28 protein-coding genes are annotated in these 12,945 nt (G+C 52.1%); 7 read left to right on the top strand and 21 right to left on the bottom strand.

What is annotated here, in order from left to right:
• Positions 1-115: 115 nt before the first annotated feature.
• Positions 116-709, bottom strand: a complete 594-nt coding sequence (locus ACP5KC_RS06475) for a hypothetical protein (protein WP_428287012.1) — start codon at positions 707-709, stop codon at positions 116-118.
• Between the two features lie 114 nt (positions 710-823).
• Between ACP5KC_RS06475 and ACP5KC_RS06470 the strand changes: the two genes are divergently transcribed.
• The gene (locus ACP5KC_RS06470; protein ID WP_428287011.1) at positions 824-1,285 is read left to right on the top strand and encodes a hypothetical protein; all 462 of its coding nucleotides are present in this window, start codon (positions 824-826) and stop codon (positions 1,283-1,285) included.
• On the opposite strand, the gene ACP5KC_RS06465 is transcribed toward ACP5KC_RS06470, so the two are convergent.
• Entirely contained in the window at positions 1,248-1,694 is a 447-nt protein-coding gene (locus ACP5KC_RS06465; protein ID WP_428287010.1) for a hypothetical protein, read from the bottom strand. The genes ACP5KC_RS06470 and ACP5KC_RS06465 overlap by 38 nt on opposite strands.
• A gap of 82 nt (positions 1,695-1,776) precedes the next feature.
• Positions 1,777-2,304 carry a hypothetical protein gene (locus ACP5KC_RS06460; RefSeq protein ID WP_428287009.1) on the bottom strand — a complete coding sequence of 176 codons (528 nt, stop codon included), beginning with the start codon at positions 2,302-2,304 and terminating at the stop codon, positions 1,777-1,779.
• Positions 2,305-2,314: 10 nt separating this feature from the next.
• Between ACP5KC_RS06460 and ACP5KC_RS06455 the strand changes: the two genes are divergently transcribed.
• A complete protein-coding gene (locus ACP5KC_RS06455) occupies positions 2,315-2,500 on the top strand; it encodes a hypothetical protein (RefSeq protein ID WP_428287008.1) in 186 nt (61 codons plus the stop codon).
• Between the two features lie 33 nt (positions 2,501-2,533).
• On the opposite strand, the gene ACP5KC_RS06450 is transcribed toward ACP5KC_RS06455, so the two are convergent.
• From ACP5KC_RS06450 to ACP5KC_RS06390, 13 genes are read right to left on the bottom strand one after another with little or no spacing between them, the layout of a single operon-like run.
• A complete protein-coding gene (locus ACP5KC_RS06450; protein ID WP_428287007.1) occupies positions 2,534-3,607 on the bottom strand; it encodes a S8 family serine peptidase in 1,074 nt (357 codons plus the stop codon).
• 39 nt (positions 3,608-3,646) lie between these two features.
• Entirely contained in the window at positions 3,647-4,030 is a 384-nt protein-coding gene (locus ACP5KC_RS06445) for a hypothetical protein (protein WP_428287006.1), read from the bottom strand.
• 15 nt (positions 4,031-4,045) lie between these two features.
• Positions 4,046-4,453, bottom strand: a complete 408-nt coding sequence (locus tag ACP5KC_RS06440; RefSeq protein ID WP_428287005.1) for a hypothetical protein — start codon at positions 4,451-4,453, stop codon at positions 4,046-4,048.
• A 21-nt stretch (positions 4,454-4,474) separates the two neighbouring features.
• Positions 4,475-5,149: a hypothetical protein gene (locus ACP5KC_RS06435; RefSeq protein ID WP_428287004.1), complete on the bottom strand. Its 675-nt coding sequence runs from the start codon at positions 5,147-5,149 to the stop codon at positions 4,475-4,477.
• Entirely contained in the window at positions 5,149-5,691 is a 543-nt protein-coding gene (locus tag ACP5KC_RS06430) for a hypothetical protein (protein WP_428287003.1), read from the bottom strand. The genes ACP5KC_RS06435 and ACP5KC_RS06430 overlap by 1 nt, the downstream gene beginning before the upstream one ends.
• A 40-nt stretch (positions 5,692-5,731) precedes the next feature.
• Positions 5,732-6,085 (bottom strand): FUN14 domain-containing protein, encoded by a 354-nt coding sequence (locus ACP5KC_RS06425; protein ID WP_428287002.1) that lies wholly within the window; start codon positions 6,083-6,085, stop codon positions 5,732-5,734.
• Positions 6,082-6,354: a hypothetical protein gene (locus ACP5KC_RS06420; RefSeq protein WP_428287001.1), complete on the bottom strand. Its 273-nt coding sequence runs from the start codon at positions 6,352-6,354 to the stop codon at positions 6,082-6,084. The genes ACP5KC_RS06425 and ACP5KC_RS06420 overlap by 4 nt, the downstream gene beginning before the upstream one ends.
• 9 nt (positions 6,355-6,363) lie before the next feature.
• The gene (locus ACP5KC_RS06415) at positions 6,364-6,696 is read right to left on the bottom strand and encodes a hypothetical protein (RefSeq protein ID WP_428287000.1); all 333 of its coding nucleotides are present in this window, start codon (positions 6,694-6,696) and stop codon (positions 6,364-6,366) included.
• Positions 6,693-6,824, bottom strand: a complete 132-nt coding sequence (locus tag ACP5KC_RS06410) for a hypothetical protein (RefSeq protein WP_428286999.1) — start codon at positions 6,822-6,824, stop codon at positions 6,693-6,695. Before ACP5KC_RS06410 ends, ACP5KC_RS06415 begins: the two co-directional genes overlap by 4 nt.
• 11 nt (positions 6,825-6,835) lie before the next feature.
• Positions 6,836-7,285 carry a hypothetical protein gene (locus tag ACP5KC_RS06405; protein ID WP_428286998.1) on the bottom strand — a complete coding sequence of 150 codons (450 nt, stop codon included), beginning with the start codon at positions 7,283-7,285 and terminating at the stop codon, positions 6,836-6,838.
• Positions 7,282-8,229 carry a hypothetical protein gene (locus tag ACP5KC_RS06400; protein ID WP_428286997.1) on the bottom strand — a complete coding sequence of 316 codons (948 nt, stop codon included), beginning with the start codon at positions 8,227-8,229 and terminating at the stop codon, positions 7,282-7,284. The genes ACP5KC_RS06405 and ACP5KC_RS06400 overlap by 4 nt, the downstream gene beginning before the upstream one ends.
• 19 nt (positions 8,230-8,248) lie before the next feature.
• Positions 8,249-8,968 (bottom strand): hypothetical protein, encoded by a 720-nt coding sequence (locus ACP5KC_RS06395; RefSeq protein WP_428286996.1) that lies wholly within the window; start codon positions 8,966-8,968, stop codon positions 8,249-8,251.
• Complete coding sequence (locus tag ACP5KC_RS06390; protein ID WP_428286995.1) at positions 8,968-9,159, bottom strand: hypothetical protein; 192 nt, start codon at positions 9,157-9,159, stop codon at positions 8,968-8,970. The genes ACP5KC_RS06395 and ACP5KC_RS06390 overlap by 1 nt, the downstream gene beginning before the upstream one ends.
• A gap of 96 nt (positions 9,160-9,255) precedes the next feature.
• On the opposite strand from ACP5KC_RS06390, the gene ACP5KC_RS06385 reads away from it, so the two are divergent.
• Positions 9,256-9,603 carry a hypothetical protein gene (locus tag ACP5KC_RS06385; RefSeq protein WP_428286994.1) on the top strand — a complete coding sequence of 116 codons (348 nt, stop codon included), beginning with the start codon at positions 9,256-9,258 and terminating at the stop codon, positions 9,601-9,603.
• A 46-nt stretch (positions 9,604-9,649) separates the two neighbouring features.
• On the opposite strand, the gene ACP5KC_RS06380 is transcribed toward ACP5KC_RS06385, so the two are convergent.
• On the bottom strand, positions 9,650-9,898 hold the full coding sequence (locus tag ACP5KC_RS06380; protein ID WP_428286993.1) for a hypothetical protein: 249 nt from the start codon (positions 9,896-9,898) through the stop codon (positions 9,650-9,652).
• Positions 9,899-9,916: 18 nt separating this feature from the next.
• Positions 9,917-10,318: a hypothetical protein gene (locus tag ACP5KC_RS06375; protein WP_428286992.1), complete on the bottom strand. Its 402-nt coding sequence runs from the start codon at positions 10,316-10,318 to the stop codon at positions 9,917-9,919.
• Positions 10,319-10,454: 136 nt separating this feature from the next.
• Here ACP5KC_RS06375 and ACP5KC_RS06370 point away from each other — a divergent pair, with 136 nt between their 5' ends.
• On the top strand, positions 10,455-10,685 hold the full coding sequence (locus ACP5KC_RS06370) for a hypothetical protein (protein ID WP_428286991.1): 231 nt from the start codon (positions 10,455-10,457) through the stop codon (positions 10,683-10,685).
• On the opposite strand, the gene ACP5KC_RS06365 is transcribed toward ACP5KC_RS06370, so the two are convergent.
• A complete protein-coding gene (locus tag ACP5KC_RS06365; protein ID WP_428286990.1) occupies positions 10,669-11,094 on the bottom strand; it encodes a hypothetical protein in 426 nt (141 codons plus the stop codon). The two genes, ACP5KC_RS06370 and ACP5KC_RS06365, sit on opposite strands and share 17 nt — an antisense overlap.
• Here ACP5KC_RS06365 and ACP5KC_RS06360 point away from each other — a divergent pair.
• Both ACP5KC_RS06360 and ACP5KC_RS06355 read left to right on the top strand, forming a co-directional pair.
• A complete protein-coding gene (locus ACP5KC_RS06360) occupies positions 11,087-11,356 on the top strand; it encodes a hypothetical protein (protein WP_428286989.1) in 270 nt (89 codons plus the stop codon). The genes ACP5KC_RS06365 and ACP5KC_RS06360 overlap by 8 nt on opposite strands.
• Positions 11,356-11,667, top strand: coding sequence for a hypothetical protein (locus ACP5KC_RS06355; protein WP_428286988.1), 312 nt, complete (start codon positions 11,356-11,358; stop codon positions 11,665-11,667). Before ACP5KC_RS06360 ends, ACP5KC_RS06355 begins: the two co-directional genes overlap by 1 nt.
• Here ACP5KC_RS06355 and ACP5KC_RS06350 read toward each other — a convergent pair.
• Complete coding sequence (locus ACP5KC_RS06350; protein WP_428286987.1) at positions 11,664-12,026, bottom strand: hypothetical protein; 363 nt, start codon at positions 12,024-12,026, stop codon at positions 11,664-11,666. The genes ACP5KC_RS06355 and ACP5KC_RS06350 overlap by 4 nt on opposite strands.
• Before the next feature lie 5 nt (positions 12,027-12,031).
• Positions 12,032-12,451, bottom strand: coding sequence for a hypothetical protein (locus tag ACP5KC_RS06345; protein WP_428286986.1), 420 nt, complete (start codon positions 12,449-12,451; stop codon positions 12,032-12,034).
• 105 nt (positions 12,452-12,556) lie between these two features.
• Here ACP5KC_RS06345 and ACP5KC_RS06340 point away from each other — a divergent pair.
• Positions 12,557-12,945: hypothetical protein (locus ACP5KC_RS06340; protein WP_428286985.1), on the top strand; the 389-nt coding region annotated here is incomplete at its 3' end.

Below are 12,945 nucleotides of genomic sequence, written 5' to 3'. Positions count from 1 at the left end.
CCCGTCTCGGGTAGCTTTATGTCGTCGTCACACCTGTAGCAGTCGTCGACTACCGGTTGCTTCTTCTTGTTTTTCTCCCACCCCATACCCATCACAATATACACCGTTGAGTGGCTTAAATTGTTTTCTCGCTAGTGTCGCCCGCAAGCCTCTCGGAGAGGGATTTCTCCATGATTGACCGCGCCAGGCTCATAAACGTGGAGTAACAGTCAGCGAAGAAGGGGCTCCTAGTGGCCAGTGAGACCTCGAGGGAGTGGTAGGAGGCTAGGAGGGCGTGCTTCACGGCGCACCACGACCTCTTGAGCTGTGTGGACTCCGGGTCGGCGCCGAATACCTCCCTGCACACCCTGTCCACGACCTCTCTCCTAGCATCCCTTACGTCTGACGCCAAGTCGACGTCGCCAAGCTCGACCAGGTGTTCCTCGAGGTTTAGCAGGTGTGCGATTACCAGGAGTGACTCGTCGACTACTCCTCTTCCGAGAGGAACGTGCTGTCCACGCTCGGTGGCATCACGAATACGACTCTCACCCCGATGCCTCGCTTCACCCTTACCTCCACCTTCTTCTCCCCGCTCGTGTTCAGTAGGTTTATAACCGCGTCCATAAGCTTCCTCGCCTCCCAGCCATGCGGGTTCACGCCGTACATGCGTGCCAGTTTTCTGAGCTTCCTCGGTGTGAGTGCCACCGTGTTCTTCTGCTCTAACAGCCACTTCGCAATCACCTCTGCTAGCTTCTCCGCCACATGTGTAATATAACACGGGGAAAAAAATATGTATCGCTCTACGCACAATTACTTTTTTATCGTGCCGTGCATCTGATACATTGTGCGAGTAGAGGAGGAATACATAGTAAAGAGGTTTAAGACGTCCATGGAGGCGTTAAAACTCGCTGCCGTGGCGCTTGAAAAGGCGGGCTTCTCCGTGAGCTGGAGCCTCGGATGCGTGGTCGCTGCGAGGCCTAGCGGATCCGCTGTAGTATGCAGGGACAAGGTGGAGGGTGATGGAGTCGCCGTGTTCACAGCATATATGATCTTGCTTGCCAGCGCTGGCGCCGTCGCTATGAAGTCTGTTGCCAGTGATGTCGTGCTAGACGTGGCCAATATCTATGCCAGGGGCAAGGCCCCTGACGGCGAGGTATACTTCACGCCACTCTCGCCACGAGTGTTCAGGCTGTCAGCGATGTCGTCGTCTACGGCTTCAGCCGTTCTAGCTGCCCTTGCTAGGGATGGGATGATTGTCGAGAAGCCTGTTATATCGAGGCGAAGACCTCGCGTAGGCGAAGCCTAGACACTGAGACCACGTCTAGGGCGCATGCCCTCGTGTTCTCCTCTACGTCCTCGTATACCTTTGCCGTCGTCGACCGGCACGCGTCCATGATGGGCTTTGCCACCTGTCCGACTGTCACGCCCGTGCCGTCGACCTCGCTGTCCCCTCCACTACCTGTTTTGACGTACTCCGCGATGCTTGCGAGAACCTCGTCCATGCAGGCTACCCAAGCTGATGCCTTGTCCAATGCATCTCTAACCTTTGGTGTTCTAGCACATGCCTCCGATGCGTTGTCGAGTAGATCCTTGATCATTATTCCTGTCCCCTTTACTTTCCTCTGGAACACTGGGTCACCGTTGAGGGTGTTTAGAAGGTCGCCTCCGATGACGTCCGCTATGCTTGCCGGGAAATAAAGTGTCAGCCTTGCCATGTGATGAAAAACATTGAACAGGGTAAAATAAGTTTCTGTTTTAACGCCTGGGAGACTTGCTCCCAGCGCCTATGCCCGTACCTTACTCTATGAATGGACTGTTAATCGCGGCTGCCACACTAGCCGCGGAGCGCCCCTTGATTACCGCGAACACGACTGCTATAACGATTGCCGCGAGTAGTACTAGTAGGATGCCTAGGGGTAGCGAGGCTAGGCCCGTCGGGTCGTAGGCCACTGCAACCGTGTACTGACCATTCGTTGTAAACGATACTGTGTCCGTGCTGGTTCCGTTGATCCCTGTCAGCTTATAGCCGTATACTCCTGGGAACAACAGGGTCGCCGGGAACGTGACGTTTGCCGGTGTCTCGACGAAGAGTAACTGTGTCGTCGCCGTCACCTTGCCCTGGTTGTTCTTCACCACCACTGTGTATGGTACAGCGGAGGGCTTGTATCCCTCGCCGTTTATCGTGACCTTGAACGTGACCTGTGCAAGCATTCTTGTGTCTAGGTCTACTATCTGTGTCGTCACGCCGATTGGTATTGACACTATGACCGTGGAGTTCTTGCCGTTTATCTTCAACAGGTACGCGTAGGCGTTGTCCACGTTCACGGTGAAGTTGTTGCCGGTGACCGTGCCACTCTTAAACCTAGTCCCGTTCACGGCGAAGAAGGTGTCGAATGATGTGTACTGCTCTGGAAAGTGGTGTAACACGTACGTGATGCTGACTGGGGTGGCCATCGAGGAGGTCGCTACTGCTACTACTACCAATAATAGTAGGGATACAACTAGTTTCTTCATCACGTAACCTATATCATGAGAACCCTATAAATTTTTTGCGTTATCCCGGTGGCACGGCGTAGCCCACGCCGATGCTCCACGTCCTCCCAACTCCAACCGGGCTAGCCGGCAACGAGGACGCCTCCATTGCCTGCAACGCGGACGCCCTGCCGACCGCCTCTACCCATAGAGCAGTCACTCCTGACAGCACAGCTGTGGACATGCTCGTACCAGACAGGGCTACGTACCCTGTTCGTCCAAGCCTTGACGGGTACGTTGGCGCTGTAGCGAGGACGTTGACTCCGAGAGTCGCGTAGTCCGGCTTCTCTACGCCTGGCGCGCCCATGGAGGCGAAGAATGCCCGTTTACCGTTTTGATCCACAGCTGTGGCCGCGATTATGCCCTTGGCCCTGGCAGGGTAGTCTATGCCACCAGCCACTCCGTTGTTCCCAGCGGCTGCCACTACTATGACGCCCCTCTTGACAAGCTCTAGGCACGCGTTTGCTATTTTCTCCCCTTCCTCCTTATCGTCGACGCCGAGGGACAGGTTTACCACGTCGATCTGGTATCCAGAGTCGTACATCTTTACGAGCCATAGCAGGGCGTCCTCGAGGTCTTTTATGCTACCAGTCCCGTCCGGCCCGAGAACCTTGATCACCCACAGGGAGACGCTAGGGGCAACCCCCCTTATGGAGCCACCTGACAGGGAGCCGTCTCCCGCTATTATGCCTGAGACGTGTGTCCCGTGCCCGTGCTCGTCGAGCCACGCGTATGTATTAACGCTCTTCTTCACGGTCTCGTCGAATATACTCGCGTCACTTAGAGTCCCGTTGTAGCCTACGATCCATACGAGTGGCCTGCCATCCTTCGTCCTCACTGTGAAGCTTGCCAGGAGCTTTATCGCGTGTTGAAGGTCTGGGTGCGTGTAGTCCACGCCGGTGTCTAGTACTGCTACGACGACGCCCCTACCCGTATACCTTGACACGCCGTATACCTCGGAGACCGTTACCCCTGTGCCCAGGGGGGATGTGTAGAATGGTAGGAGTCTGATGGAGTGCCTTGGGGGTGGTGGCTGTGGGGCTAGGGCTATTGAGAGGGCCATGAGCCCTAAAAGGACTGCCACCCAGTGCTTCACGTGTTAAGACTAGAAAAACAAGGCTTTATTTGTTTCGGGTTACTCGATGAACGGGCTTTCCCTAGACCCGGGGCTGGAGGACTCGGCTACCCTTAGTATCTCCCCCATGCTTACAGCGATGTCGAGGCTACTTAGCGCTATCAATGCTAGTGGTAGCCATACGAAGCCGAGTGATAGGTATCTTATCGCGATGTTCAAGACCATTGATGAGGTGGTTATGCTCAACGACTCTGCAACTATGTTTACCGTTGAATATAGGCGTGGCGTCCTGGCTACGTTCACGTACCTGTAGGTGTCGTAGAGCGGATCCAGGGCTATGAGTAGTAGGATCGCAGCGTATGTTGGGTCGTTGTCTGCAGTGTAGGCTGCTAGTACAATTAGCATTACGGCTAGCGAGGCGTTAGCGAAGACCTCGATAAACATGGTAAAAAAGACCCCCTATTCAAGGAATGGGGAGGCGTATCTCTCGTGTGAAAGCGACCAACCGTATTTTTTAGCGAGATAGTTCCTTAAGAGCAGGATTATGATCGTTACTATGACGGCGGATATCGTCGACACAAGGATCGCGTCGATTAATGGGTCGCCGGTGATGGCGAGCGCCAATGGTATTACGCCTTTCTGTATAAGCCCTATGAAGATGAAGTCGATACCCACGCCGAGTATCAGCGCGGGGTAATATGCATCCTCTGGTATCACGCCCCTCTTTACCAGTAGCTCAAGAGTTAGGACGATGGTTGCCGCGGACGTTACTATGGCGCCTGCTAATAGTAGCGATACCCCGCTGGTGTATAGCAGTGCTATTATTGCAAGCAGACCAATTAGTAATACCAGTTTTCTGTCAATCATCAAGTAAAAGACTTGAAAAAACTAATATTTAATTCTTTCTTTTGTCCAGCCTAGCTCGTCCTCGAGGTACATGCTCCTATAGATCTGCATCCATGATGAAGTGACTACTCGTTGTTTGTTCTTTGATGGGACTCGTGCAGTCGCCACTGTCTTCTCCCCCTTACGTGCCTTCACAAATCCTCTTTTCGCCGGCGCCCTTAGACCTGCAACTATCTTTGTCGCTACGATGAAGTTATGCATGGAGTGGAATACATAGGGCGTCCATGGTACAACAGTCAATGCATAGGTGTAGTATAATCCGGGTATTGCGAGGCTTGCCAAGTAGCCACCCGCAAGCATGATGAAGTCCTCGCTCTTCAGGCTTGGGTTTGTCTGAGCGATCTTGTGGTAGTGTATGAGAACCCAGGCTATTGTTCCGAGGAGCGCGCCTGGCAACCCTGCAACAAGGTATGGTGCGATCCTGTACGTGCTTTCCTCTATGAATGGCCAGAAGAACGCCGTGTTGAATATGAAGGCGAGTGACGACCTCGTGTCTGACGGGACTTTAGGAACCATTACGTCGTTCTGCATGGCAGAGAACGGGATTGACGCTGAGACGCCCTTCGCCCACAGCCTCGACACGGTAAAGTTGAGCACTGCCACTGACACTGCCTCTACTACTGCGTACCCGATGAAAAGCGTAATAAGTGATGACACTAGCCGGCACCCCTCAGGATCTTGTTTATCTCTTCTGCTACTCTGTCCATCCTGTTGCTGAACGCTACCGGCATCGTGATGGAGAGTATCGCCATGTTCGCTGCAGCGACAATGCTCTTCGTAGCAATGAAGCAGATCATGTTGGATACATAGGCGAACGCGAAGGTTACCGCGTGTATTATTTTCCACGGGCCCTTGAACACTGGAACTTGTTGCCCCTTAAGCGACGAGTACACGATCTCGAGTGACAGTAACGCGGTCGTTGATGCTGTGGCAGCGTATATCGAGCCGGCGAATAGATCCGGGTACATCTCCCTGACGAGATCCGGGGGCATTATGAAGATTTCCCACGCCCTAGTCATGAATGTGAAGAACTCAGGGTATAATTGTAGCACGTTTACGACGTTCACGACTACTAGCATTGCTGAGAGGAATATTGAGCCCGACACCATTGTTGGAAACTGCTCTTCGAAGCCTTTACTCTTTTTCTGCTCTGGAACCAGTGCCTTCGCGTTCCAGTACTTAAGATCTTCCCTCCCCACTTTTACCCACCACTATACAATCATCGTAACAAAAAAAGGTTTACTCATTATCCGAGAGGAACGGGCTATTATATCGCGTCGCAGAGAAGGCTGGCATGCGGGCCCTCATGAATCCCGTGACCACGCCGGCCGAGAATGGTACTCCGAGAACGCCTAGTGCTGCAACGACCGCTGACGTGCCCACTGTGTTCGTCAGCCATGAACCAATCCCTTCAAGCATGTTTATAAGAGCGTTGAAGTTCACCGTTACCACTCCAGCATACACTAAAACAGCTGTCGCTGCTATGTAGAGGGCCACGACGGTCTCTATAACGGATACAACCCTTCTCAGAGCCCAGCCTACCGCGTAGCCTGCTCCAAAGCTAGCAACCATCGTCGACAGGGCCTCGATCATGGCCTCTTCACCTTGTGGTAGATCAGCGTGTCCACTATGCTTAGCGTTGCTAGTGGTATTAGGACGGGCTCTGCTACTGCTCCAGCTATCGATAAGCCGACGTCTAGGGCTACGCCACTAGGACTTGCCTTCGAGCTTAGCAGTATCACGTTTGAAACTACCTGGAGTATGCATACAGCCACCGCTACCAGGTTCGTTGTAAAAGCCCCCGCTACAACGTATAACAGGGTCTCGAGGGCTATCAGCCAATCCGAGAGCTTCACCGCCACAATAAACACCTACAATAACAAGCTTAAATTACTTACTAGCTCTGCTAGACGGCTACACGTCTCCTCGGGCCCCTTGTCAGGTGGCACTCCACCGTAGAGAAGTGCGCTCACCTTCCTTGAACCACTCCTCACGATCACCTCGATCTGTGGCACTCCAGCCGGAATCCCCTTCATCGATAGAGGCGTCGAACGAGAGCCCCTCACCACGGCGCCAACCAGGGACGGTACTATGACAAGTCGCGCCGATGGAAGCGTGGATGTAAGGCACTGCTCCAGGTGCCTCATAGCCCTCTCACAATGAGGGCATCCCTCACGCACATACATCCTGATCTCGACGCTCACAGTCCCACCTCGTATGCAAACTCGCCGTACTCATACATTACCCTTACAAGGCCACTGTCGACAAGCCTACGCATCGAGGCCTCCGCGTCGACCAGTGATATCCCCTTGCTCTCGCAGAAATCACTCAACTCGCTAGCCGTTACCCTGCCACGCGACGCGATAAACTATACAGTGTAGCCTCCAGGGGGCCAAGCCTGAGAACCTCCTCTGGCACCGGCGTCCTTGAGACGAATACGCGTGCCCTGCTCGGTACTACTGTCTGGAACCTAGACATGTTGATCAATACTAGTAGGTGCTTCATGGCCTCGTTCAGGGCTATCCTTGCGAGCTTCGTGTTACCCGTCTCAACGTTTGCACGTGCAACGCTAAGTGCTTTTGCGAGATCCTCCATCTGTTGTGCGAACTGTGTAATCCTTATCTGCTGAACCCTTGCCGGGAGCCCGTCAAGGTTCGGCGCAAGCCTGGCTGCCGACATTAATAGGTCGTCGATAAGCTTCAAGGCCTCCTCCCTTCTCCGCTCGCTCTCTACTCCCTTGTTCACAATGCTTCTTAGCTCTGTGAGTAGCTCCACGACGTCTTCAGCGCTCACTCACCACCCTCCTCTTCTTCTTCCTCTTTTTCCTCCTTTACTTCCCTTGCCTCTTTTACCTCGCTTTTTTGCTCTGCTGGTCGCCTCTCAGCCTCCTCCTTCTCCTCTATAACCTCCGCGATGGCCTCCCTTGCAGTTGCCAGTGCGCGCCTAGCAAGCTCGATTGACGACGTCATATCCCTTGTCAGCGCCTCTAGCTCCTCTCTCAACTCCCTCTCGGTTGCAACCCTCTCCCTCACTGCACTGAGCCTGGCAAAATAGTCTTGAAGCGCTGTCTCAGCTGCCTGAAGCGAGCCCTGGGTGGTGATCAGCCTCGCCTTGAGGTCGTCGTAGAGCTGTTTAATGCCGACTAGTTGCTCCTCCGCTATCCTCCTGGCCGACGCGCATGCCTCATACTCGCGTACAAGGCTACTGTACGCCTTGCTCACCTGTATGAGCTGTTTAGAGAGTGATACTATCTTCTCCCTCGCGTCCTCGGTGACTGTCAGCCCATAGGGGTCGACTCTTAACACGGGACTCCTGCCGGCCATGACGTCTTGCAGGTTCACAAGCGCCTTCTTCGGCACCGTTATCTTTCCACGTATGCTTACATGCTCGAAAAGGTCGCAGTCACCCACCAGCCTGTCTATGTCTGGCACGGGTAGCCCGTGAACGACGGTCGGTATGAATGCTAGAGCGCCCTCTTCTATACACCTGGAGTATACTATTACGATTCCATACCATATGTCCCAGTACTCCTCTCGCTGTGGAACCTCGAGGTAGTACTCCGAGTGGGAGATGTACTGGCCTATGACGCCCTCCCCGACTACCTCTATCAGGACTCCGTACAGAGAGGACGGCACCGGCTTCGGCGCGTACTGTACGGGATACACCCGCATCGCTGGAGCCTCTATCTGCATCGTCAAGCGGGCCATCACGTCCTCCGGCCTCACGTCTAGGGGCATCACTCACCACCCTTACCCGCTACTTTACCCTTATGTCACTGTCCCCCTCTTCATCCTCCTCGCTCACAGGCGTCTTTTCCACATCTCTCGCAATCCTCTCGAGGAGCTTCTCTATCCTGTCAAGCCTTACCTTCTGTGTGGCCACCTCTGATGCGAGGCCGTCTACCTTCTTTGCTATGGCATCAACTGAGTCCCGGCTAGGCGTAGACGCGATCTGTTTCGACAACTGTTCTATCGCTGTCTTGAAGCCGTCGACCCTTGTCGAGAGCTTTGACATTGAGTCCCTCAACTGCTCCACCTGTTGCGTTATCGACGTGACGTCCTTAACTGAGTCCCGGAACGTGTCTGCCGCCTGGCTTAGTATAGATTCAACCGCCTGCCTGATGTTATCGCCGGCCGACTCTAGTAGCTTCTCCATTTTCGTCATCCTGCCCTCGAGCTGGGATATCCTTGCGACAACCGGCTCCGTAGCAACTGACACCTGGCTTGAGAGCCCTTTAGCAGATGCCTCTATCGCCGCCTCTATTGCCTGCTTCACGTATTGTGCCGCTATGTCGGCCGTAATGGTCTTCATCTCCTTTCTAAGGGCCTCTATCTCGCTACCCTGGTTGTCCAGTCTTTTAGACAGGGTGTTTATCTTTGACTCAAGCTCTCCGAGTACTGTGTTGACCTGCTGTACCACTGCGTCCGTGACTGCTGTTATTAACTGGTCGAGGGTTACCTGTTTCTGCTGGGACATTACTTCACCACCCACCTAGCCCTGTCAACCGCCATATCGATTACTACTGGCGACGCGGGGTTCAGCTGGAGGTTTGGAGCGTAGATGATTGTCATCTTCTTCCTCCTACCTAACACGAAGTATGATATCCCGGAGCCTATGCCAAGTCCCCCCAGGAATGCTAGTAATATCTTAACAGTATCAGCCTCCATACCCCTCTCGTGAAATGAATAAGGAACCTGCAGAAATAGGTTTTCATTGGAGAAAAAAGAGAAAAATTGATACGTCAGACACACGTTACTAACGTTATGAAATGGTATACACATATAGCCACTGCCACAATGGTTGCTGCAAGGCTTATGCCTGATCAAGTAGCTTTAACTGCAGTCGGTGCAATACTGCCTGACGTAGTCGAGAACCTGTTTATGGCACCGCATAGAAGCCTCCACGAGCTAGCAGTGTGGCTTACCGTCTTCGCCCTCGTGCCAATGGGGATGGGGGGCATTGCGATTGGATCCCTTCACCACCTTATACTAGATGCACTGACAATCCACGGCATAACGGTTTTCGGGAAGAGGGTTAGGTGGGTTTTAAACACAAACAACATCTTTCACAACATGTCGATCATAACGTTGCATCTACTACTGCTACTCTAGCCACACGGAGAACTAGAGACGAGCCTCAACTTCACGCCAAGCTCTGCTAATCTTTTTTCAAGCTCTTGTGTGCTTGCTTTGTCACTAATTGCGAAGATGACTCCGTGTCGGATGATGAGTAGTATTCTTTCTTTAGCTCCCGTTTCCACAGCTGTGGGTCTGCCCCCAGTGAACTCAGAAGGCTCTCCAGCGCCTCCACGTCCTCCACGCACGCGCTCCCCCCATAGCCCTCGCTGTCCACCTCCATCTTCACTATTTTTCCCTCCCTGTAGACTCTTACCCTCACTATCTGCATGCATCGCCACCCCCATGATCACTTCGCCGCCTCGACCTCAACTCCGTCAGGCTCCTCCTTTATGTTTAGAATATGGAAACCCATTGCCTCGAGGGATTTTATCATAACTATTGACACGTATTTTTCCACGATCATCGCGCCCACCTCCTCTACTGTAACCGGCATACCCCATGTGTCTCCAACCACCTCGATTTTCGAGGAACTGTCTTCGTCGACGACACGTATGCCTACACCGTTGCCATACTTTCCAGGGAGTTTTATCGCGATTGGGCATACCTCTCTCCTGCCACCGAACCCTCTTACCTCGTAGTTAAACGCTACCTCGCCACCGACCCTTTCAGCGACCTTCCTCGTTGCCTCGAGTAGTATATCGAACGAGGGGTTGGAAAGCGAAACCCTGTACACACTCCACTGGCTCATGATTTCTCTCATGATGTCCCTGGCAATAAATATTTCTTCGTGGAGTGTAGTGTCCACAGCTGTGTGGCGTCATCGCTACCTATTTCAACACTACCTATATCTGTTATTTAAGAGGGGGATAACATGGTGGTCGTATATGTCAGGTGCACATGTTCAGAGGAGGAAAAGGAAGCTTACAAACCCTGTTAGAGGGGAAGAAGAGATAGTTGACTATGGCTTCGCGGTAGTAGTTAAGTACAGGGTGGATAACCCATGGCTGATCTTCCCATACCTGAGGCTAAACGCTACCCTTGAATACCTCGAAGACGGGAAGCCACGCCTACTCATAATTGAAGGAATTAGAGGGTGGGCTAGGGGGTTGTTCTAATGGAGTTCTTCTTGAGCAACTCTGATATAATCCTGTTCGGCCACCTATCCCTTCTCTCCTTCTTCCTAGTCCTCGGCTTCACCCATGGCTTCTTCCCCTTGTCGAAAAAGGGGCGCTTAGTGAAGTACTCAGCCCCTGTCACGCCAGCCCTGATCATACTACTACCAATGCTACTCGCAGTGTTGTTCGCGTCTATTCCTCTCTCAGGCTTTTTCTCAACTATTATGCAACGTGACAAGTTCGTCATTACCTCTACGACTACCTTGAAAACAGAGTCTACCAGTACGTATACGGGCTCCAATGGAGGGAACACGATTACTGTTACTACTACTGGAAACGCTGTCACAACTACCACTTTAAGCCCGCCTCCAGAGTCAAACTCGTCGATGGGTGTAACCCTTATGTTCAAGGACTTCGTCTGGGTTGCACTCGACGGGGTTGGCATACCCTTGTTCTACAAGGTTGGATACACGCTGGGCGCCATGCTCGCGACTAGTGCTGTAAGTCCAGCTACATTTGTAAGGACGATGATGTATAGGCTCGTGGACATGCTACCGTCACGTGGCAAACGCGTCGCCCCCCGTCGGAGTCCAAGCGTTGGCATTGCTGGCAAGCAAGTAAAAGGCTTTTATGTTGGTAAAGACGGTAAGATATACTTGGTGACTGAGTAGTGTTCGCAGAGCTACTACGCCTCGTTATCAGCTCGATGATAGGCAAGGAGAGGGGGTTCACTCGCCAGCGTCCACAGAAGCCCAAGTATGACGACGACGGCGTCTACGTCTACAGGATTGAGGGGACTGACGCGGCCATCATAGATGTTCCAGGGTTCGGCATGCTCTTGTCTAGTGAGAATGCTGCCTCATCCTTCAGGAGTGCCGAGCCAAAGGGGAGGGAGGTTAGGATCTATGGCCTAACGAATGACTTGTTTACGGGCTCTATGAGGGAGGTTATTCAGAGGCTGTTATCGGAGAGGGCTGGTTAGTGCTTAACTGTCAATAAGATGTATAAGTTGTTTGCGAAACCGTATGCACGGGCGATGCTTGCCACCGCTATTGCAATAATCATCACTCGTGATGCCAGCTCGGTTGTTTTCCTATCTAGTTTACTGGAGATCGCGGAGAACGTTGCTACGAACGTGGCGAAGAGGAATATTGTGAAAAGCTCTATTAGGGGGTGTAGTGGCGTCCATAGCATACTGGCAACATATATGTTCGTCTCATAAGCGGTTGGTATCAGTGACAAACAGAGGTATGTTGACGTTGAGTCAAGGAGAGCTGTTGCTACATATACTGCTACTGACAGCCAGAGGGCGCGATGGAGCCTACCCACTGACTCCCCCATACATCTTATCCTTGCATTGACGCGATATTTAATAACAGGCTTTTTATCAGTGGTGGTATTTCTACTCCTGATGATAGAAGGGTTTTAGCCTCCCACGCCAGCTCCGGGTGAACTTTCACCGTCAGTCGCCTAGAATTTGGCGGTGGCAGGGCTTCAAGCACCTTTTTTAATGCCTCGCTCATCGGTGCCACGTACCACACATGGTTTTCCTTGCCCGACCTGTGATACGCGTACACTATCCCACTTGATACAATGCTATAGCCTGATGCTGGCTCGCCACACCGCGGGCATCTAAGCAGTAGCCCTCTCACCCCCTCTACTCCAGATGCTACAACATTACCTCTCTTATCCATCAAGTATACCTCGCCGTCCCTCATCACAAGCTTAAGGTTGGGCCTCCTGTGACGCTTCTGACCTACACTCACCTATAGTTCACCATTTATATATTTAAAAAATACAAGGCAAAAAATGTTTGCTTCATTTTTTCCTCAGTCGTAATCCTTATATTAAAAACACGCGACATTTTAAATATGAGCCAACGATCAGCAGGAGCCAAGCCATTGTCCAAGCGACTTGGTAGTATACGCGCGATCGCTGATACTGTTCTACTTTCAAGCCTTGCTAAAAAGGCTGCCGAGAAGTTAAGGAAAATAGCCGAGGAGGCGAAGACTGAGATAGATGAGGGTAGGGTAACCAGGTACCCAAACTACAAAGCCGTAACTGCTGTCGGTCTACTAGGTAATTCTCTAAACTTTATAGCTGCTAAAGACTATATCACTAGCGATCCAAATATGATTAAAGATAGTGCGATGAATATTGAAAAAATTAACCCAGATTTCTCTAAGATTATTTTTAAAGAAGATGACATTTATAAATTTGTAGACGAGATAAGCAACGTTAAAAAACTAGCAATGAAACT

The sequence above is a fragment of the Infirmifilum sp. genome, assembly GCF_049970975.1.
Taxonomy (GTDB): domain Archaea; phylum Thermoproteota; class Thermoprotei; order Thermofilales; family Thermofilaceae; genus Thermofilum; species Thermofilum uzonense.
The sequence above is the reverse complement of the archived record's forward strand: the minus strand, read 5'-3'. Positions and strand labels throughout refer to the sequence as shown.

What these genes read in the sequence shown, in the direction of transcription:
- ACP5KC_RS06465 (WP_428287010.1), bottom strand. Translation starts at nt 1,694, where the DNA reads ATGGCAAGGCTGACACTTTATTTCCCGGCAAGCATAGCGGACGTCATC.
- ACP5KC_RS06445 (WP_428287006.1), bottom strand. Translation starts at nt 4,030, where the DNA reads ATGTTTATCGAGGTCTTCGCTAACGCCTCGCTAGCCGTAATGCTAATT.
- ACP5KC_RS06440 (WP_428287005.1), bottom strand. Translation starts at nt 4,453, where the DNA reads ATGATTGACAGAAAACTGGTATTACTAATTGGTCTGCTTGCAATAATA.
- ACP5KC_RS06425 (WP_428287002.1), bottom strand. Translation starts at nt 6,085, where the DNA reads ATGATCGAGGCCCTGTCGACGATGGTTGCTAGCTTTGGAGCAGGCTAC.
- ACP5KC_RS06400 (WP_428286997.1), bottom strand. Translation starts at nt 8,229, where the DNA reads ATGCCCCTAGACGTGAGGCCGGAGGACGTGATGGCCCGCTTGACGATG.
- ACP5KC_RS06395 (WP_428286996.1), bottom strand. Translation starts at nt 8,968, where the DNA reads ATGTCCCAGCAGAAACAGGTAACCCTCGACCAGTTAATAACAGCAGTC.
- ACP5KC_RS06390 (WP_428286995.1), bottom strand. Translation starts at nt 9,159, where the DNA reads ATGGAGGCTGATACTGTTAAGATATTACTAGCATTCCTGGGGGGACTT.
- ACP5KC_RS06385 (WP_428286994.1), top strand. Translation starts at nt 9,256, where the DNA reads ATGAAATGGTATACACATATAGCCACTGCCACAATGGTTGCTGCAAGG.
- ACP5KC_RS06380 (WP_428286993.1), bottom strand. Translation starts at nt 9,898, where the DNA reads ATGCAGATAGTGAGGGTAAGAGTCTACAGGGAGGGAAAAATAGTGAAG.
- ACP5KC_RS06375 (WP_428286992.1), bottom strand. Translation starts at nt 10,318, where the DNA reads ATGAGCCAGTGGAGTGTGTACAGGGTTTCGCTTTCCAACCCCTCGTTC.
- ACP5KC_RS06370 (WP_428286991.1), top strand. Translation starts at nt 10,455, where the DNA reads ATGTCAGGTGCACATGTTCAGAGGAGGAAAAGGAAGCTTACAAACCCT.
- ACP5KC_RS06360 (WP_428286989.1), top strand. Translation starts at nt 11,087, where the DNA reads ATGTTCAAGGACTTCGTCTGGGTTGCACTCGACGGGGTTGGCATACCC.
- ACP5KC_RS06350 (WP_428286987.1), bottom strand. Translation starts at nt 12,026, where the DNA reads ATGGGGGAGTCAGTGGGTAGGCTCCATCGCGCCCTCTGGCTGTCAGTA.